The organism is Brevibacillus sp. AF8, assembly GCF_021270385.1.
Lineage (GTDB): Bacteria > Bacillota > Bacilli > Brevibacillales > Brevibacillaceae > Brevibacillus.
Genome location: NZ_JAGQDN010000028.1, coordinates 19,944 through 39,621 on the forward strand (window position 1 = coordinate 19,944; position 19,678 = coordinate 39,621).

Genomic DNA, 19,678 nt, shown 5'->3' on the forward strand with positions numbered 1-19,678 from the left:
CATTCAAATTCGAGGCGAAGGGACTCTGCGATTTACCCAATTTTCGATATGGGCCTTGCCTTTGGTAAATTCCTGATAAAATTGGTACTCCTCATAGGAAAGCGGGAGGACTTCTTCCAGATGGTAGCTAACAGATCGTTTGACTTCAGGATTGTTGGGGTGGCTCTGAAGGATCTGTTGGCTGCAAAAAATACTCACTTCACATCGCTGTCCCTCGGAGGCAATGGGAATCGCGACTTGAAAACGCTCCTGGGTAACTTGGAATTTGTGTACGAGTTTCCCATTCCTCATGACATGAAAATGCAGGAGAGGGGCGGTATTTTGGTTGCTTCCTTTGAAAAGCAAAGCGTGCATCGGTCCATGGCTGGCTTCGATGGTCATTCTCAGGTTTTGGGGAGCCCATGCGTCCGGGTAGCGGTTGGATGCAATGATTTGGGGAGAGGGTCCGAATGCATGATACGCTTTCAGCTTGTTTAGAAACCAAAATGCTCCTTGCTTGTAATGCTTCTGCGTGTAGTGATAGAGCCATTCATTCGAGATGGTGCCATGATGCTTCACGCTTGTTTTCAAAATTTCGGAAAATCCTGGCTCCAATTCATAGACAAACGTTTTGCATGCATCATATAAGCGTGAGTTAGCCAAGAATTCCGGTATCGTCCCAATCGGATAATGCAGGGAAATCCGGTTCCACAAATCGTAATCCATGCACCAGTCATGTTCTTCATTTACACCACCAACTGCTTCAAAGGCATGCTTGCGCAGGAAAGCAGCGGGTTGGCAAATGAGGTTGAAATTAAACAATTTTTTTCTGTCAAACTCTACCCAAATGTACGGATACTTAACTTTGTCGTTCTCATCAATGTGGAGCCCTTTTCCGTAAACAACGCCCCAATCGGGATTTTGCTGCAAGGCAGTCACTGCTTTTCGAATGGCACCGGGAAAATACGTATCATCCGAATTGAGCCAACCGATAATCTCGCCTCGTGCCATTTGTAATCCTTTATTGACGGCATGGGATTGGCCGCGATCTGGCTCGGAAACGAAGCGGAAGCGGTCCCCAAGATGGCTGTATTGCTGCAAAATATTCTGCGTACCGTCAGTTGAAGCGCCATCGACCACAATATGCTCAATATGGGGATAGTCCTGTGTTAGTACACTATCGATCGTTCGTTTGATAAATTTTGCCTGATTGTACGAAGGGGTGATGACACTTACGAGAGGAAGGGATTGCATGGACATAAGAAGTTCCCTCCTGATTTTTTCTACTCATCCACTCGACGTTTTTAAGAGCTGTTAGGCTTGCGTAGCACTGAGCGCCAGTAATTCAATACATCTTCCATCGTTTTCTGGAACGAGATCTCGGGCTCCCATCCCGTCTTTTCTCGAAACAAAGAAGAGTCTCCCAATACAATGTCTACATCAGAGGGGCGCAACCGATTGGTGTCTACATGTATTTCTACCTGCACATCAGTCAGAGCGAGCAGCGTCTTCAACATGTCCTCGATGGTATAGCGAGTACCTGCGGATATATTGTAGACATCACCTGGCTCACCTCGCGTAATCGCCAACCAATACGCCTTGACAATATCCCGTACATCCGTGAAGTCGCGAATGGCCCCAAGATTGCCGACATGTACTTTTGGCTCTTGCAGGCCAAGCTCAATCTGGGCAATTTGTTTGGCAAAATTAGAGGTTACATAGCTTTCGCCTCTTCTCGGACCTGTATGGTGAAAGGTACGTGTACGGATGATCGCCAGACCGTAACTGTGATGATATTGATACCCGAGGTAATCCTGGGCAATTTTACTGACCGCGTACGGATTGAGAGGACGGAGGGGATTGGTCTCCTTAATAGGGATTTCCTCCGGATAAACCAAACCGTATTCCTCACTGGAGCAAGCGATTTGAATTTTGCAAGCAACAGCATGGTTGCGTACCGCCTCGAACAAATTTAACTGTGGGACAATATTGTTTACCATCGTATCTGCGGGAGACGACACCGAGGTGGGGACAAAGCTTTGAGCAGCCAGGTGAAAAATGAGATCGGGCTTTATTCTCTGGATGAGTTCATTTACAGATTGGGGATCTCTTAATTCACAGTTTTCCATATGCACGCGGTCCATCAGGTGCCCCAGCTGCTCTTTTTTGGTAAGGGACCGGAATGTGCCGTAAACATCTACATCTCCCCGCGACAGTAGATACTCAGCCAAGTGACTGCCGGCAAATCCCGTTACTCCGGTAATCAATGCCTTCATGAGTCGAATCCCCCCTGTCTATGATGCTCATAGCGAAGGATGAACAGCTTAACATATTATGAATATGGAAAAACGTGAAAAAATGGCACGGCGCACAGCTCGTTTCCAGAGGGAATTTTATTGGGTTCAGGGTTCGGCTGGCACCCATTTGCAGGTCGGATAATCGAAATACATGAAATCATCTGTGTTCGGGATGTCCTGTGAGCGAAAGTAGGGGATATATGCTTTTGCATGTCCTTGAAAATGTAAGGAATGAGCGCTAAGGTAGTCAGTCGTCCCGGTTATTTTGCAATAGAGTGCGCCATTCTTTTGATAAATCTGCTTCTTCCCATCTTGGCTGTCAGCCTGCGGGCAGGATGGGGCAAAAGGACAGTTGAGATTATGATCAAAAAAGCCGTTGGCAACGATCCCATACGTAGCTTTACGGCGAAGCGCGTAATTGTGAAACAGAATAAACAACACCATGTCAGAAATGGGAGCATCTCCGATTTCTTTTGCGAATTGAAGCAGAGTCTGGTAGTGAAGAGGGTCGCGAAAAAATTTGGTCGCGTAATCGCAAAATTGATTGAGTTTTTCCAGGTCGCATACGGTCGTCCAGGTGTACTCAAATGTAAAGTCATCGAAATCCTCATTGTCTCGGATGTTGATATCGGTGTATAGCATTACGTCCGAGTCCAGGTAACAACAACGTTCTATCCCTTGACTCCTCATAAAATCGCGCAAAATAAACCAGCGTTGGAAGCAAAACAGATTGTATTCGTAGGTGTTGGAAGTGGAGTGCTTGTAAACATAAGAAAAAGCTTGGGCGCTTTGGTAGAAACGACTCAACAGGAAGTGCTCTGTATTTTCCGCAGAAAGATACTTGTTTTCTGGGCTTCCGATAAGAATGACACGAGAAGAAGGGTTGCTGTATTTCGCCTGTTGCATGCATAATCCTACATGATCTTCAGCTGTTCTGTGAATAAACACGATGGGCAAGCTCACAATTATACATCTCCTCTGTCTGACAAAATGCCTGATAGGCTCCTATTGATAAACTTTATCCTAATATATTGTCCCGAGGAGGGCCTTGAAACGGCTGGCGCCTCTTACGTGGAACATTTTGTATGAGATGCATCAAATAGCCTGTTTTGCAGCCTGTTCCTTGAATGACCAATCGTATCCGCAAAAAGATAAATAAGATACGTAAAGACGGACGTTGTAAATGGAGGCATAGGGGGAATGAATGTGTTAAACCGATATGAAAAGCGAGTGTATTCCCAAAATGGAGAAGACGGCATCATTGAAGAAATATTTTCGCGAATCGGAACTGCGAATCGCTATTGTGTAGAGTTTGGAGTGGGAGATGGCTCGGAATGCTTGATAAAAAATCTCGTCACGCAGCATGGATGGAGCGGATTGGCAATGGAAGGCGACCTGAACAGTTGCAATAAAATGTCTGCCGATTATGTTGCCTATCCCCAGCTCATCATCAAGAATGAGTTGATCACGAGAGAAAATATTGCCCAGTTATTCGCAGACAATGGTGTTCCCAAGGAATTTGATCTGCTCTCCATCGACATTGACGGCAATGATTACTGGGTATGGCAAGCTCTTTTTGCGTACAGCCCGCGACTCATTGTCATTGAATACAATGCGGCTTACCCTCCTCCACAAAAAATGGTGATTGCGTATCAGGCTGATTTTAAATGGGGTGGCACTAGCTACTTTGGTGCGAGCTTGAGTTCCTTGGCTATATTGGGAAGAAGATTGGGGTACGCATTGGTGGGAACAGATTCAAAGGGCGTCAACGCTTTTTTCCTGAGACGAGACCTGCTTCACCAATCGGGTTTCCCTGAATTAACACCAGAGCAGGCTTATCATGCTCCTCGGTACGGAGCAAACGAGGGGGGACATCCTCATCAGTCCGGTCCTTATTTGGAAATCTAGTCCTTACTAGAAACCGAGCATTTGCAAGACAGCTTGCTTCAAGGTGAAGAGCCTTTCTTGGCTATCCTGACTACTCGTTCCTTTCACGCCTAAATAGATTTTGATTTTGGGCTCCGTACCTGAGGGTCTGACACAAAACCACGAATGATCGTGGAAAAAGTATTTGATGGTATCTGATACAGGCAAGGTGAGCGGAGTGGTTGTACCTGTTTGACAATCTGTGCGGATTCCGCTGGCATAATCTTCGATGGCTATGACGGGGTGGGAGGTGATTTGGGAAAGGGGCTGATTGCGGAGGGAAGACATCGTTGCCGATATTTTTTGCATGCCATCTCCTCCTTTGTACGTGAAAGAAATCAGCTCTTCCGCATAATGACCGTAACGGTTGAATAAGTCACTCAGTGTGGCAGCGAGGCTTTTGTCCTGAGATTTGTAATACGCGCACATGTCAGCAAGCAACAAAGCTGTTTGTACGGCATCCTTATCACGGACAAAATCGCCGATTAAGTATCCGTAGCTTTCTTCGTAACCAAATTGAAAGACGTGCGCTCCACTCTTTTCGTAGGCATCGATTTTTTCGCCAATATATTTGAAGCCTGTCAAAGTATCTTCTGTTGATATGCCGAAGTCTGTCGCGATGGCCCTGCCCATTTCAGATGTGACGATCGTTTTCAATACGATGCCGTTTTTGGGGAGCTCCCCCTTTTTTTGTTTGGTTTCCAGCAGGTAATGAAGAAGCAAGGCTCCCAACTGATTCCCGGTCAGGACGCTGTAGTCTCCTGCCTGATTTTTGACGAGCACGCCGAGGCGATCTCCATCAGGGTCCGTCCCCATGATCATGTCGGCATCGACTTGTTCGGCGTACGAAATCGCTAATCGAAAGGCCTCAGGCTCTTCGGGATTAGGCGAGTCTACCGTCGAAAAGTTAGGATCGGGGACAGCTTGCTCTGGAACGACACTTACTTGTGTATACCCGAACAATTTCAATCCACGCGTGATGGAGTCATGCGTCGTGCCGTGCAGGGGAGTAAAGACAATCTTCACTTGCTCCCGGATGGCAGGAGATAAGTCTGGATGGACGCGCAATTGCTTTACTTTTTCCAAATACGTATCTAAGAGAGAATCGTCAATGTAGTTTAGCAGTCCATTTTTGCACAGCTCTTGCTCATCTGCTGGAGTGATTTCGAGTTCATTTCCGGCTGCAACGATATGGTCCATCAGTCGTTCGGCTGTGGCGAGCGTAATTTGTCCCCCGTCTGCGCCATAAATTTTGTAGCCATTATATTCGGGCGGGTTATGGCTTGCTGTAATGACAATGCCAGCACACGCACAAAAGTGACGGACAGCAAAGGAAAGCAGAGGGGTAGGAGTCAGCTGATTGAATATACATGTAGTAATCCCGTACTGACCGAGAACTTTGGCGGTTTCCTTGGCAAACAACGGTGAGTGTTTCCGTGAATCATAGGCAATGACGACTTTTTTGACGGCCAGATCCGGATATGTTTCGCGCAAATAAAGAGCCAGCCCCGCGCTTGCTTTGCGAATCGTGTATAGGTTGATGCGGTTTATTCCCGGCTCCATGACCCCACGCATGCCTCCGGTTCCAAATGCAATCGGGGCAGAGAAGCAATCCGCAAGCTGCTTTTCATCAGCGTGCATGGCGGTCAACTGCTGACGAAGCTCTGAATCGAGGGATTCACACTCGTTCCAGCGTGTGTAGTGTGTGTACCAGTTTGCATTCATATAGAATTCACTCCCGCGTGTAGAGTACGACATCATTTACTAGGGTATTAACAGAATGGTAAGTGGTGAGTGGATGTGATGAAGACGGGAGGATGTGAGTCTAACATGAAGGTGGATTGGCTGATCGTCGGAGCTGGGTTTACAGGTGCTACACTCGCAGAGCGGATTGCCAATCAGCTTGATCAGAAAGTGTTGGTGGTAGAGGGGCGCAATCATATCGGAGGAAATGCTTATGATTGCTATGATGAGCAGGGGGTACTGATTCACAAATACGGTTCGCACACCTTTCATACGAATTCCAAGCTGGTTTGGGACTATTTGTCGCGTTTTACCCAGTGGCGGCCGTACTTCCATGAGGTGCGTGCCTATGTCGATGGCATAAAAATACCGCTGCCTTTCAATCTAAATGCATTGTCCGCATTGTTTTCCCCGCAATATGCACAGAAATTGGAGAGCTTGCTGATCCGTCAATATGGATTCGGGGCGAAGATTCCGATTCTGAAGCTTCGGGAAAGTACGCATGAAGAGCTTGGCTTTTTGGCTGAGTTCATTTATCAAAAAGTATTTCATCGGTATACCATCAAGCAATGGGATTTGAAGCCGGAGGAGCTGGATCCGTCTGTTTCCGCAAGGGTTCCTGTGTATGTCAGCAGAGACAATCGGTTTTTTCAGGACACGTATCAAGGAATTCCGTTGTATGGCTTTACAGCAATGTTTCATCGCATGCTCGACCATCCGAATATCAAGGTGCTCCTCAATACGGACTATCAAGAAATCGCGGATGAAATTAGGTATAAACGTATGATTTACACAGGCCCGATCGATTCATTTTTTGGCAATAAGCATGGACAATTGCCTTATCGAAGCCTACGCTTTCATTTTGAAACGCATCAAAAGGCATGGTACCAAGAAGTGGGGACGGTCAATTATCCCAATGAGTATGATTTCACCAGAATCCTCGAACAAAAGCACCTCACAGGTCAAGTCGTTCCTCACACAACCATATCCTTCGTATATCCACAGCCGTATTCACCTGGCAAAAACGAGCCATATTATCCAATTCCTCGCAAGGAAAACAGCCAGCGGTTCAGCCTCTATAAACAAGAAGCGGAGCAAATACGCGATCGGGTGCTTTTTGCGGGCAGACTTGCGGACTATCAATACTACAACATGGATCAAGCAGTGGCGCGGGCATTGACCTTGTTTAAGCAGATTGTCGCAGAATAGTTAAGAAGGCTTCCTTTTTGGAATGAGCTTGCTCACATAGATCCAGCCCTCGGGTGTGTACACAAAAACAGGCTCGTACTCGTCTCCCCACAGTTTCAAGATTTTCGTTAGAATGTACTTTCTTGCTTTTGTCCATTGCGGCCAGTTTTTTATGTGGGAATTGTTGCTCTCGTGAATCAAATAATGATAGAGGTTCGCATCGACCCAGTGAATATTACCTGTTCCGATCAATTTTAATAACATGTACTTGTCATGAGAAAACCTTCCCTGCATTGGATCGTCACATTCAAATCCGCCGACATCACGAACCGCTTGTGTCCGATAAAAACGAGGCCAGACCATCGGAGCTTCCAGGTAATCATACTTATCTTCATAGATCGGAGGCCGCATGATTTCGGATAGTTCACGGGTGTCACCCACTTCCCTCCAAAAAACGGTGTTGGAGAACACGACGTTCGTGGTTTCGGGCTGGCGCTCCATCTCATCCAACAAAATTTCTAAGGTTTTTCCGTCGAACCAGTCGTCCGAGTCAAGTGAGACAAAATAGGGCGTATCAATTCGTTCCAGAGCAGCAGCCATTGTTTTGCCGATCCCTGAATTTTCAGGGAGAAGTACGTAGTGAATGCGGGGATCACCGAGGTACTTTTCGACGATGGCCTGTGTGTGATCAGTAGAGGCGTCATCTACAATGAGGAGCTTCCAATCCTTGTGCGTTTGGTTCAACACACTTTCGATGGCTGCGGGGAGATACTTCGCCCGATTATAGGTTGGAATTACGACAGTAATGAGCGACATGGGGGTCGAAACACCTCTTTTGGTCATTTTGAAATATCTGCCGGCTGCCTACCTCCTTATTGAATTCTGACAACGGCTTGCTTTCATTAGTGTATTACGGACTTCTATTCTTGACTCTTACTCTGACAACTGAACGTATGAACATGATCCGGCATAAGCTTAAGAGATGCTTAAAGGGAACTTACCGGAATGAACATTACGGCACAGCCTGAAGAAGGGGAGTAGAAGCGGATGAAAACAGCTTTCCTCACAGGAATTACAGGTCAGGACGGCGCCTATCTGGCAAAATTTCTGCTGGAGAAGGGGTACCATGTGGTGGGACTGGTTCCACGCCGGAGCTCAGTGGACAGGTGGCGGCTGGAGTATTTGAACATCGCAGATCAGGTGGAGTACAAGGACGGCGATCTATTGGATGTGTCGTCGTTGACGCGTGCACTAAAGGCATGTAAACCAGCAGAAGTGTATCATTTAGGTGCACAGAGCTTTGTCGGTTCGTCATGGGAACAGCCTATTTTGACCGCGCAAGTAACAGGAATGGGTGTTCTGCATGTTCTGGAGGCGATTCGGGAAACAGACCCCTCCATCAAAATGTATCAGGCTTCGTCAAGTGAGCTGTACGGGCTAATCCAGGAGCCACAGCAATCGGAGCAAACGCCTTTTTACCCAAGGAGCCCATATGCAGTCTCCAAGCTGTTTGGCTACTGGATGACCAAAAACTATCGGGAAAGCTTTCAAATGTTTAGCACCAACGGCATTTTATTCAATCATGAATCACCTTTGCGTGGGCTGGAATTCGTTACGAGGAAAGTGACACATGCTGTCGCAAGAATTGCCGCGAACCAGCAAAAAGAACTGCGGCTGGGGAATATTCAGGCGAAGCGGGATTGGGGCTTTGCTGGAGATTTCGTAGAAGCGATGTGGCTGATGCTTCAGCAGGATAAGCCGGATGATTATGTCATAGCGACAGGAAAAACATCGACAGTGGAAGAGATGTGCAAAATCGCTTTCGATTATGTTGGGTTGAACTACCTGGATTACGTCGTGATCGACCCGGAATTGTATCGGCCAGCAGAAGTGGACATTTTGTTGGGCAATCCGGAAAAAGCGAAAAGAGAGCTCGACTGGACACCGAAAACGAAGTTGGAAGAGCTCATTCACATGATGGTCGAAGCGGATATGCAGCGGGTTGCCAAACAATAAGTGAAGCCTATTCAGGACACCCTATTTCCGATTGCGGGATAGAAAGGGGTGTTTTTCTTTTATTTGACCATGAAGGTAGCCTGATCATACAAAAGGACAACCTATTTATATTTATAGGGTGACTTATTTATCGTGTGGACTGTTATTTTTGTCCCACTACTCATGCGTAAAATAGCAGAAAATTCAATATTAACTGTCACATCAATGCGTTGGCACGCTAATTGCTTGAAGTAGAAAAGTACAATCATTCTACTATTCACACTCAAAGGAGACTTGCTATGAACGTCGTTGCCAACGTATACCGGGGAGAACAGGTAGAGAGCTCACATCTTGGTCATATCGCAGTCGTTGATTCGCAGGGGACATTGCTCTATTCGTACGGGGACCCGCATCGCCTCACATATGCACGCTCCAGTATGAAGCCGTTGCAGACGATTCCGGTAATCGAGACGGGGACGGCAGACCAGTATGGTTTTGAGGCAGCTGATCTCTCGCTCTGTTGCGCTTCTCACAGTGGAGAGCCACGCCATCGCACGCGGGCGCTCTCGATGCTTGCGCGAGCAGGTCAGCCAGAAGCAGCATTGCAATGCGGGACACATGTGCCACGGCATGAGGAGAGCTACAAACAGCTGATTCGGGAGGGCAAGTCGCTTACACCTGTATTCTCGAATTGCTCCGGCAAGCACTCCGGCATGATTGCCACGGCGACATATATGGGGGAGGACGTAACTACTTATCATTTGCCTACGCATCCGGTGCAACAACGGATTCTCGAAGTAGTCGAGGACATAACAGGCTACTCCAAAGACAAAATCAACCTTGGGACAGATGGCTGTGGGGTTCCCGTCCATCAATTGCCGCTCGCCCATTACGCGTGGGCTTTCGCCAAGCTGGCGAGACCAGAGGTAATCGAGAATCCCGAGCGACGAAAAGCGGTTCAGCGAATTACGGATGCCATGACCGCTCATCCCGAAATGGTCGGAGGCGAGAATCGATATTGTACAGACCTCATGTCAGCCTTTGGCGGTCGTATCGTAGGGAAGGCAGGCGCTGAGTCCGTGTATTGCTTGGGGGATAGAGAAACAGGATTGGGCATTGCTATCAAAATCGAGGATGGAGGACCACGGGCGATCAACCCGGTCGTCAATGAAGTGCTTCGTCAACTGGGAATTGGCCTAGATGGTGCTTTGGATAGGCTCGCCGAATATACCAACCCGCCCATTACAAACATGAGTGGTAACGTTGTTGGACGGATCGAGACGTCCTTCCATCTAGCCAAGACAGATTTTTCTTTACGTGTATAAATGGCATTCCCAGCAGTGCCGTTTATTCATAAAGCAACAAAGGCTACATGTTGTTTAAAAAGAAAAGGGGGTCACATGCAATGAACATGCGAAAAGGATGGAAGCTGCTTAGTACCGCTGCACTTGTCACTGTCCTTGCCATTACAGGTTGTAGTCAGTCGGCAACGCCGACACAACCAGGAGGGGGAGGTACAGCAGGTCAAGCGTCCTCAGATTCAGGTGGACAAGCCAATGCCGCTGCAAAACTCAAGCTCAACCTGAAGACCGAACCACCTTCGCTTGATCCGCCAAAGGGCTTTGACAGTACTTCCAACGAAGTGTTGAATGCCACAATGGAAGGCTTGGTTCGACTGGACAAGGATCACAAGCCGCAAGCAGCCATGGCTGAGAAATGGGCAGTGAGTGAGGATGGAAAAACGTACACCTTTACCCTACGCGATAGCAAATGGTCGAATGGTGAACCAGTCACAGCGCAGGATTTCGAGTTTGCGTTTAAGCGCATTGTCGATCCGAACAATGCATTCCCGTCTGCTTTCCTCGCCTATTACATCGATGGAGCAGAAGCGTTCAACAAAGGAACAGGAAATGCAGACGGCGTACAGGTAAAAGCCGTTGACGAGAAGACGTTTGAAGTAAAGCTGAAGGCACCAACAGGTTATTTCCTCCACATCCTGACGCAGCCGACCTTCTTCCCCGTGAATAAAAAAGTCGTGGAGAGCAATCCGAAATGGGCGGAAGGCGCCGCAAGCATCGTAACCAATGGACCATTCAAAATGGAAGACTGGGTTCATGACCAATCCGTGAAGCTGGTGAAAAACGACGGCTACTGGGACCGTGATTCAATCAAATATGCGGGAATCGAGTTTGTCATGGTCAACGATGAAAATACGCAATTCCAAATGTACAAAACAGGTCAGCTCGACATGATCCAGACCGTTCCCAATGATATGAAGAAACAGTTAATCGATTCCGGAGAAGCGAAGGTGGAGACGGAAGCGTCCATCTACTACTACCGGATGAACACCACCATGCCTCCATTCACGAACGCCAACATTCGGAAAGCATTTGCACTGGCCATCGATCGCAAAACCTTGATCGACAATGTTGTGCAAGGGAAACAAACACCTGCCATGGCTCACGTACCATTGGGCTTCCCGGAGCCAGACGGAGCGGATTTCCGCACAAAGGGCGGGGATTTCTTCAAGGATAACGATGTAGAGCAAGCAAAAGCATTGCTGAAAAAAGGGATGGAAGAAGAAGGCTGGACAACCCTCCCGCCTGTCACCATGACGTATAACACGAGTGATGCGCACAAGGCCATTGCGCAAGTTTTGCAGGAAATGTACAAGAAAAATCTCGGAGTAGATGTGAAGCTGGAAAACAAGGAGTGGAAAGTATTCTTGGCAGAACAGCGTGCCCGCTCTCTTCAATTCTCCCGCTCGACGATCCCTGCCGACTACGGAGACCCGGTCAATTACCTGGAGCTGTTCGTGACTGACCATCCTGGAAACCGTATCAATTACAGCAACAAAGAGTATGACGCACTGGTCGAGAAGATTCGCAACACTGCTGACGAACCCGAGCGCTTCAAGCTCATGCATGACGCGGAGAAAATTTTCATGGATGAAATGCCACTCGTACCTATCTATTTCGGCACAAAAGTATTTATGGAGCAGCCAAACATTAAAGGCATTGTTCGCCATCCAGTCGGCACGATTGACTACAAATGGGTAGAAATCGGCAATAAGTAATAAGTAAAATAAGCGAAGACAAGAGCGAATATTCGAATCGTTCTTGTCTTCACTTTACATCTTGGAGCGGCTGATATGGACAAAAAATCGATTATATTTATTGCGAGAATGGATGAGTTTCTGCAGTCCGTCGTTAGTCAATATCATGAATTGGGAATCGGCGATGATATCCATGTCGAGGCGATGCGAGTCGACCAGCTTCCGTTACGCCCGATCACGCCTGGTGCTCTCGTTATTGTATCCACGAAAAGCATCGTCCCCCTTGTACAACCGTATGTGCCGAAAGAATCCAGCATCATCGTTGCCAAGCGAATGCTGCCATACCATAATTTGCGCGGCATGCTGGAAATCCCGAAAGGCGTGAAAGTGCTTCTCGTCAGTGACACCAAGGAAACTGCTAAAGAAAATGTGGAATTGCTGCGTGCGTCAGGGATGGATTTTGAACTATATCCTTATTATCCAGGTGCTGACTATCCGCCTGACATCGAGATTGCAGTAACGCCAGGGGAGGCAGAGCATGTCCCCCCGCACATTCGCAAAGTTGTCGATATCGGGTATCGGATCATCGATTTATCTACATGGCTTGCCATCTACTCTCATTTTAAAAACGGCAATTTTCAAAAGGTGACCGCACGTGCCATGCAATCGTTGGTCGATATTACCAAAGAGCTAAACAACGAGATTCAGCATGCGCATCTCTTGAGCAAATATTTGGAGGCCATCGTCAATCGAATCGAAGACGCAGTGATTGCCATGGACGAAAAAGAAAACATCCGTTTTGTCAATCAGAAAGCGATCGATACGTTGCAGATGGAAGGGAATGAAGTCGTCGGTGAGCGGGCGTCCAATTGCTTGCCTGCGAGTTTCTATCAGTTGATCCGGCAGTGTGAAGAGAATAAGGATGTTTTGGTAGATTGGGCGAACAAAACCTACTTTTTCCGCAAAATGCATATCGTCATGGAAGGAAGCTTTCTCGGGAGTCTGCTTTTGTTTCGTCAGGCGGCAGAAATTGAAAAGCTGGAGCATGATTATCGCATGCGTCTTTACAGCAAAGGATTGGTAGCCAAATACCAATTTGATGATTTTTATGGGGAGAGTACCCCTGTACAAAAAATCATTCAGATTGCCCGCAAAATCGCAAGAAGCAACTCCACCGTACTGTTGTTGGGAGAGACAGGGACAGGGAAGGAATTGCTCGCCCAGGCTATCCACAATGCTTCGCCACGCAGAAGAGAGCCGTTTGTTGGGGTCAACTTCGCTGCCATATCGGAATCTCTTTTGGAAAGCGAGCTGTTCGGCTATGAAGAAGGAGCTTTTACCGGAGCGCGTAAAGGTGGACATATCGGTTGGTTTGAATTGGCCCACAAAGGGACCATTTTTCTCGATGAGATCGGAGATGCCAGCACCGCTATTCAAAACCGACTGCTGCGTGTTTTGCAAGAACGACAGATTATGCGCGTAGGTGGCAGCAAGATCATCCCGACAGATATTCGCGTCATCGCAGCAACGAATCAAGATTTGCAGCGGATGATTGCGGAAGGGGCCTTCCGTGCTGATTTGTATTATCGTCTGAATATCTTGCCGATTCATTTGCCGCCCCTGCGGAACAGACGGGAGGATATCCCGTGGTTGGCCCATCAATTTATGAAAAAATATTCCTATGATTTGCGCCGTCCGCCGTTTACGTTGACCAATGAAGCGATGCGGGCGCTCCATGAGTACGATTGGCCTGGAAATATTCGCGAGCTCGAAAATGTAATCGAGTATTTAGCGCATGTCGTGGAGGATGAAGCGTATCCGTATCATTTACCATTTCTACGGGAAATACCGGAAGCGCCGTTGCCTGTAGATGGTCTACACAACGAATGTGAAAGTATCGTCACCGAATATAAAAAACGGGGATTTCTGGATGAAATCACGGCTATTTTGCAGGAGCTGGCGCACGGAAGCGGCGGACGCTATACGCTACTTGCGCAGTTGCAAGAACAAGGTCACTCGGTTACCTTGCAACAGCTGCGCTATCGCCTGAAGCTTTTGCAGCAGGATGAGCTGATTCAAGTGGGAAAAGGAAGACAAGGAAGTCAGATTTCCTCGAAAGGTGAATCGTTTCTTGCCTATCTACATCGGATGAAAGCAGGGGAACGCATATGAGCGATTACTGGCGGCAGCAAGCGCTTTTGCAAAGAGAGCAGTACCTGGATGATTTGAAATCTTTTCTTTCCATTAACAGCATCGAAGACATGACGACGGCAAAAGAAGGAAAGCCATTTGGTGAAGGTGTTGCCGCTGCGCTTGAAGCCATGCTCGAACGCGGTGAACTGGATGGCTTCCAGATCAAAAACCTGGATGGTTACGCGGGGACAATCGAGTTCGGCAGTGGGGAAGAAGAGATCGGCGTGCTCGTTCATATCGATGTCGTCACTGTGGGAGAAGGTTGGACGACCCCGCCTTTTGAACCGAGCATTCGCGACGGTCGCATCTATGCACGGGGAGCGATTGATGACAAAGGCCCAGCGATGGCTGCGTACTATGCGCTAAAGCTGGTCAAGGATTCAGGCTTGCCACTGACAAAACGCGTGCGAATGATCATCGGAACAGATGAAGAGAGCGGCTGGCTGTGCATGAAGCATTTTGCCCAGCGTGATCGCATCCCGCCGATTGGCTTTTCACCTGATTCCTCCTTTCCGATGACACATGCCGAGAAGGGACAGATCAACCCAACGTTGACGATTCCAGCGATGGAAACAATCGTACCAAATGGTGTGTGGCAACTAGCTTCCTTTGTCTCCGGTGACCAAGGCAACAGTGTTCCCGAAAAAGCAGTCGCTCTTGTACGGCTGGACTCTCAGGCGCGGCAGGAGGTCGTCCTTTCTCGATTGGCAGAAGACTGGGAGATGTTTCTGAATGAAAATCACACAACTGGTCGTATGGAACTGGTAGGGCTGGGACAGTTGCAATTCACGCTCGCAGGAAAGCCAGCTCATGGGATGGCGCCATTCCAAGGTGTGAATGCGGGAACCTTGTTGGCTACTTTTTTACGCTCGTATCCGTTTGGTGGCTCCAGTTTGTCTTTTCTTACGATGTTGGCTGATATTCTGCATGAAGATTATTTTGCTCACCAGCTGCATATGGCTTGTGAGGATGAAGTGTCAGGCAAGCTGACGGTCAATGCGGGGATATTGCATTACGATTCCAGCGAAGGGGGCACAGTTCGGCTCAATATACGCTATCCGGCGACTGTCTCCTGTGAAGAATACGTAGAGAAATTGAAGCAAAGGACTGCAGAGCTGGGCTGGACGATTTCCGCTTTGCGGACATCCAAGTCGCATTATGTACCCAAAGATCATCCTGTGATAAGTACTTTGTCGCGGGTGTACGAGGAGCACACGGGAGAGCCGGCGACCCTTCTTTCCTCAGGTGGAGCAACTTACGCCAAAATCATGCCGTATGGTGTTGCTTTCGGCCCGCTCTTTCCAGGCAAAGAATCCATGGCCCATCTGACTGATGAATATGCCGAGATTGACGACCTGCTGCGTGCCATGGCGATTTACGCGCATGCCATTTACGAGCTGGCTAAGTAAACGAGGAGGACTTCCATGTCAAACTATCTGGTAAAACGTATTTTGATGATGTTCGTCACCCTGTGGATTATCGTGACGCTGACGTTTGCCTTGATGCATGCCATTCCGGGGAACCCGTTTGCCTCCGAGTCGGATCAACTGCCAGAGCAAATTCTCAATAATTTACGTGCCAAATACAACTTGGACGAACCATTACCTGTTCAATACGTTTTATATCTGAAAAATCTGTTAATGCTTGACTTGGGCCCATCCATCAAATCAGACTCTCGTGGAGTCAATGACATGATTTCCGATGGCTTTGCAGCATCTGCGTGGTTGGGTGTGCAAGCGATTGGGATCGCACTCCTTTTCGGAATTTCGTTGGGCATCATCGCAGCGCTCAATCGCAACAAATGGCTGGACTACGTTGCCATGGCGCTTGCCGTATTGGGGGTAGCCATTCCGAGCTTCATTATGGCACCGCTTCTGATCAATTTCTTCGCGATCAAGTTGCCGCTCTTTCCCGTTGCGACATGGGGTACGTGGATGCATACGATACTGCCTTCATTGGCGCTCGCCTTTGGTCCAGTTGCGGTCATTACCCGCTACATGCGTGCCAGCATGATTGAGGTCATGAACCAGAACTACATTCGAACAGCAGAGGCAAAGGGGATTCCCATGCTTATCATTGTCGTCAGACATGGAATTCGCAATGCGATTCTGCCTGTGGTCACCTTTCTTGGTCCTTTGATTGCCAGTTTGATAACGGGAACCTTTGTCGTGGAAAAAATCTTTGCAATCCCGGGCATTGGCAAGTACTTCGTAGACGGCATTTTCAACCGTGACTATCCGGTCATTTTGGGTACGACGATTTTTTACAGTGCGATTCTGATTTTTACCATTTTCCTGATTGATATGGCATACACCCTGATTGACCCACGGATCAAGCTGACCAACAAGGAGAGATAAACTGTGGCGATGGAGCACAAAGTGGACCCGTTGTTTCGCCCGTTGGCGAAAAATATACAGGCGAATGTCATTGCACGACCCAGTCTCAGCAATGGGCAGCAGGTCGTTCGGAAGCTGCTGAAAAACAAGCTGGCTATGCTGGGCCTTTTCATTATTCTCGCTTTGGTTGGCATGGCGATCATTGGACCGAATCTCGTGCCGTATAGTTATTCCGACCAGAGCTTGCTGACCAAAAATCAGGAAATTTCCGCAGAGCATTGGTTCGGGACGGATGAGCTGGGACGTGACATGTTTGCCCGTACGTGGTATGGGGCGAGGATTTCTTTGACGATTGGCATTGTCGCGGCATTCATCGACCTGGTTATCGGAGTGACAGTCGGGGGAATTGCGGGTTATATGGCAGGGCGAGGCAAACGAGGGGATCGCATCGATACGATCATCATGCGTATTATCGAGGTTTTGTATGGGCTGCCGTATTTGCTGGTCGTCATTTTGCTCATGGTCGTGATGGAGCCGGGAATGCTGACGATTATTATTGCCCTGTCTGCTACGGGCTGGGTCGGCATGGCGCGGTTGGTCCGCGGACAAATCCTGCAATTGAAAAATCAAGAGTTCATTCTGGCTGCCCAAGTACTGGGGGCGAAGTTTTCACGAATTTTGCTCAAGCATCTGATTCCCAACACATTTGGCGTCATTATCGTCAATCTGACCTTTACGATTCCATCGGCCATTTTTGCGGAATCTTTTCTCAGCTTTCTTGGACTCGGTGTACAAGCTCCCGTCGCCAGTTGGGGGACGATGACAAACGATGGCTTGGGCGTTATTTTGACGGGTGATTGGTGGCGACTGTTTTTCCCGGCATTGATGATCTCGCTGACGATGTTCGCCTTTAACGTATTCGGCGACGGTTTGCAGGATGCGCTTGATCCGCGTCTACGCGATTAGAGACGACAGGGGGGATGAGGATGAATCAGCATTTGCTGACAATCGATAACTTGCGGGTGAATTTCAAGACATATGGTGGCGAGGTACAAGCTGTGCGCGGTGTGTCCTTTTACGTGGATAAAGGGGAGACTGTTGCCATCGTAGGGGAGAGTGGATGTGGCAAGAGCGTTACAGCTCAAGCGATTATGGGATTAATCCCTAACCCACCTGGAAAAATCGTCGGGGGCAAGGTTGTATTTGAAGGAACGGAGATCAGTCACTTGCCCAAAAAAGAGCTGCTCGGTATTCGCGGAACGCAGATCGGCATGGTGTTTCAAGACCCGATGACGGCGCTCAATCCGACGATGAAGGTAGGGGCACAAATCGTAGAGGGGTTCGTTCGCAGTCATCAAGTATCGAGAGAGGAAGCGAGAAAGCGAGCGATTGAGATGCTTTCACTCGTAGGAATACCCGATCCGGAAAAGCGAATCGATCAGTACCCGCACCAATTCAGCGGAGGGATGCGTCAGCGTGTGGTCATTGCGATTGCTCTTGCTTGCCAACCCAAGCTGGTGATTGCTGATGAGCCGACGACAGCACTGGATGTGACGATTCAGGCGCAGATTTTGGATTTGCTCAAGCGATTGCAAGAGGAACAGGAGTTATCTGTTGTGATTATTACGCATGATTTGGGAGTCGTAGCGGAGATTGCTCATCGCATGGTTGTCATGTATGCGGGGATAGTTGTAGAGACGGGTACGGTTGAGGACGTTTTTGCAAGTCCTCGTCACCCGTATACATTGGGACTCATGCGTTCTCTTCCACGGCTGGATGAAGGCGAAAAGCAACGGCTGATTCCCATCGAAGGCAGTCCTCCAGATTTGTTCAATCCCCCAGTCGGCTGTCCGTTTGCTGCACGTTGTGATTTTGCGATGGAGATATGCGAACAGCAGATGCCCGTAACGAGCGAATTCGGTCGTGGACATCAGGCTGCTTGTTGGCTTCACGATCCACGGGCACCGCGAATAGAGGAGCTGGTGGCAGCAGGGAGGCAGGGAGTATGACAGAGGCTTTGCTTGATGTTCGCGATTTGAAAAAGTATTTTTCACTTGGAACGGGATTTGATTTGAAAGCAGTTGATGGTGTTTCGTTTACGATCAACAAAGGGGAGACTTTCGGTCTGGTCGGCGAAAGTGGCTGCGGGAAGTCTACACTAGGCCGGACGATTATTCGCCTGTATGACCATACAGATGGCGAAGTGCTGTTCAAAGGGAAGAATGTTCATCAGCTTCGGGGAAAAGAAGCGGGGCAGTTCAACCGGGATGCCCAGATGATTTTCCAGGACCCGCAAGCAAGTCTGAACCCGCGTATGACCGTGGAGGATATAATTGCAGAGGGCTTGGACATCCACCATCTGAATCGCGGAATGAGACGAGAGCGTGTGGCGGAACTGCTCCATCTAGTGGGTTTGCATAAGGACCATGCGCAGCGTTTTCCGCATGAATTCAGTGGGGGACAGCGCCAACGGATCGGAATCGCGCGGGCGTTGGCAGTAGAGCCGGAATTTATTATTGCCGACGAGCCGATCTCTGCACTCGACGTCTCGATTCAAGCACAAGTCGTCAATTTATTGGAGGATTTGCAGCATGATCGCGGATTGACCTATTTGTTCATCGCGCATGATCTGTCCATGGTCAAACATATTTCCAACCGGATTGGCGTCATGTATTTGGGCAAAATGGTCGAGCTGGCGTCGAGCTATGAGCTGTACGCTCGTCCGTTGCACCCGTATACGCAGGCTTTGCTCTCTTCTGTGCCAGTGCCGGACCCGACGGTAAAGCGAGAGCGTATCGTTTTGCAGGGAGATTTGCCAAGTCCAGCCAACAAGCCGAGTGGCTGCGGTTTTCGTACACGCTGCCCACTCGTACAACCTCGTTGTGCGGAAGAAGTGCCGAGGTGGCAGGAGGCACAACCCGGGCATTGGGTGGCTTGTCATTTGATAGAGTCGTAAGAGAGGAAGA

The 19,678-nt window shown here is 48.6% G+C and carries 16 protein-coding genes; 11 read left to right on the plus strand and 5 right to left on the minus strand.

Features of this window, described 5'->3' with window-relative positions; all coding sequences use genetic code 11:
* Positions 1–3: 3 nt before the first annotated feature.
* The 3 genes from KB186_RS25670 to KB186_RS25680 all read right to left on the minus strand — a co-directional run bounded on the left by KB186_RS25670 (position 4) and on the right by KB186_RS25680 (position 3,239).
* The gene (locus tag KB186_RS25670; RefSeq protein ID WP_173608546.1) at positions 4–1,239 is read right to left on the minus strand and encodes a glycosyltransferase family 2 protein; all 1,236 of its coding nucleotides are present in this window, start codon (positions 1,237–1,239) and stop codon (positions 4–6) included.
* Positions 1,240–1,283: 44 nt separating this feature from the next.
* Positions 1,284–2,255: a GDP-mannose 4,6-dehydratase gene (locus KB186_RS25675; RefSeq protein ID WP_173608545.1), complete on the minus strand. Its 972-nt coding sequence runs from the start codon at positions 2,253–2,255 to the stop codon at positions 1,284–1,286.
* Between the two features lie 126 nt (positions 2,256–2,381).
* Positions 2,382–3,239: a hypothetical protein gene (locus KB186_RS25680; RefSeq protein WP_232774653.1), complete on the minus strand. Its 858-nt coding sequence runs from the start codon at positions 3,237–3,239 to the stop codon at positions 2,382–2,384.
* A gap of 237 nt (positions 3,240–3,476) precedes the next feature.
* Between KB186_RS25680 and KB186_RS25685 the strand changes: the two genes are divergently transcribed.
* Positions 3,477–4,184, plus strand: coding sequence for a hypothetical protein (locus KB186_RS25685; protein ID WP_232774654.1), 708 nt, complete (start codon positions 3,477–3,479; stop codon positions 4,182–4,184).
* 6 nt (positions 4,185–4,190) lie between these two features.
* Here KB186_RS25685 and KB186_RS25690 read toward each other — a convergent pair whose 3' ends face one another.
* Positions 4,191–5,927 carry a phospho-sugar mutase gene (locus KB186_RS25690; RefSeq protein WP_232774655.1) on the minus strand — a complete coding sequence of 579 codons (1,737 nt, stop codon included), beginning with the start codon at positions 5,925–5,927 and terminating at the stop codon, positions 4,191–4,193.
* Between the two features lie 105 nt (positions 5,928–6,032).
* On the opposite strand from KB186_RS25690, the gene glf reads away from it, so the two are divergent.
* On the plus strand, positions 6,033–7,154 hold the full coding sequence (gene glf / locus KB186_RS25695; RefSeq protein WP_232774656.1) for a UDP-galactopyranose mutase: 1,122 nt from the start codon (positions 6,033–6,035) through the stop codon (positions 7,152–7,154).
* On the opposite strand, the gene KB186_RS25700 is transcribed toward glf, so the two are convergent.
* On the minus strand, positions 7,155–7,949 hold the full coding sequence (locus KB186_RS25700; RefSeq protein ID WP_232774657.1) for a glycosyltransferase family 2 protein: 795 nt from the start codon (positions 7,947–7,949) through the stop codon (positions 7,155–7,157).
* A gap of 231 nt (positions 7,950–8,180) precedes the next feature.
* Here KB186_RS25700 and gmd point away from each other — a divergent pair, with 231 nt between their 5' ends.
* The 9 genes from gmd (at position 8,181) to KB186_RS25745 (ending at position 19,668) form a co-directional block, all read left to right on the plus strand.
* Positions 8,181–9,149, plus strand: coding sequence for a GDP-mannose 4,6-dehydratase (gene gmd, locus KB186_RS25705; RefSeq protein ID WP_173608539.1), 969 nt, complete (start codon positions 8,181–8,183; stop codon positions 9,147–9,149).
* A gap of 278 nt (positions 9,150–9,427) precedes the next feature.
* Entirely contained in the window at positions 9,428–10,453 is a 1,026-nt protein-coding gene (locus KB186_RS25710; RefSeq protein ID WP_232774658.1) for an asparaginase, read from the plus strand.
* Positions 10,454–10,533: 80 nt separating this feature from the next.
* The gene (locus KB186_RS25715) at positions 10,534–12,204 is read left to right on the plus strand and encodes a peptide ABC transporter substrate-binding protein (RefSeq protein WP_232774659.1); all 1,671 of its coding nucleotides are present in this window, start codon (positions 10,534–10,536) and stop codon (positions 12,202–12,204) included.
* 75 nt (positions 12,205–12,279) lie between these two features.
* Positions 12,280–14,355, plus strand: coding sequence for a sigma-54 interaction domain-containing protein (locus KB186_RS25720; RefSeq protein ID WP_232774660.1), 2,076 nt, complete (start codon positions 12,280–12,282; stop codon positions 14,353–14,355).
* Positions 14,352–15,785 carry a dipeptidase PepV gene (gene pepV, locus KB186_RS25725; RefSeq protein WP_232774661.1) on the plus strand — a complete coding sequence of 478 codons (1,434 nt, stop codon included), beginning with the start codon at positions 14,352–14,354 and terminating at the stop codon, positions 15,783–15,785. Before KB186_RS25720 ends, pepV begins: the two co-directional genes overlap by 4 nt.
* A gap of 15 nt (positions 15,786–15,800) precedes the next feature.
* Positions 15,801–16,733 carry an ABC transporter permease gene (locus tag KB186_RS25730; protein ID WP_173608534.1) on the plus strand — a complete coding sequence of 311 codons (933 nt, stop codon included), beginning with the start codon at positions 15,801–15,803 and terminating at the stop codon, positions 16,731–16,733.
* A gap of 9 nt (positions 16,734–16,742) precedes the next feature.
* On the plus strand, positions 16,743–17,678 hold the full coding sequence (locus KB186_RS25735; RefSeq protein WP_173609126.1) for an ABC transporter permease: 936 nt from the start codon (positions 16,743–16,745) through the stop codon (positions 17,676–17,678).
* 20 nt (positions 17,679–17,698) lie between these two features.
* On the plus strand, positions 17,699–18,721 hold the full coding sequence (locus KB186_RS25740; protein ID WP_232774662.1) for an ABC transporter ATP-binding protein: 1,023 nt from the start codon (positions 17,699–17,701) through the stop codon (positions 18,719–18,721).
* Positions 18,718–19,668 (plus strand): ABC transporter ATP-binding protein, encoded by a 951-nt coding sequence (locus tag KB186_RS25745; RefSeq protein WP_173608532.1) that lies wholly within the window; start codon positions 18,718–18,720, stop codon positions 19,666–19,668. The genes KB186_RS25740 and KB186_RS25745 overlap by 4 nt, the downstream gene beginning before the upstream one ends.
* Positions 19,669–19,678: the final 10 nt, after the last annotated feature.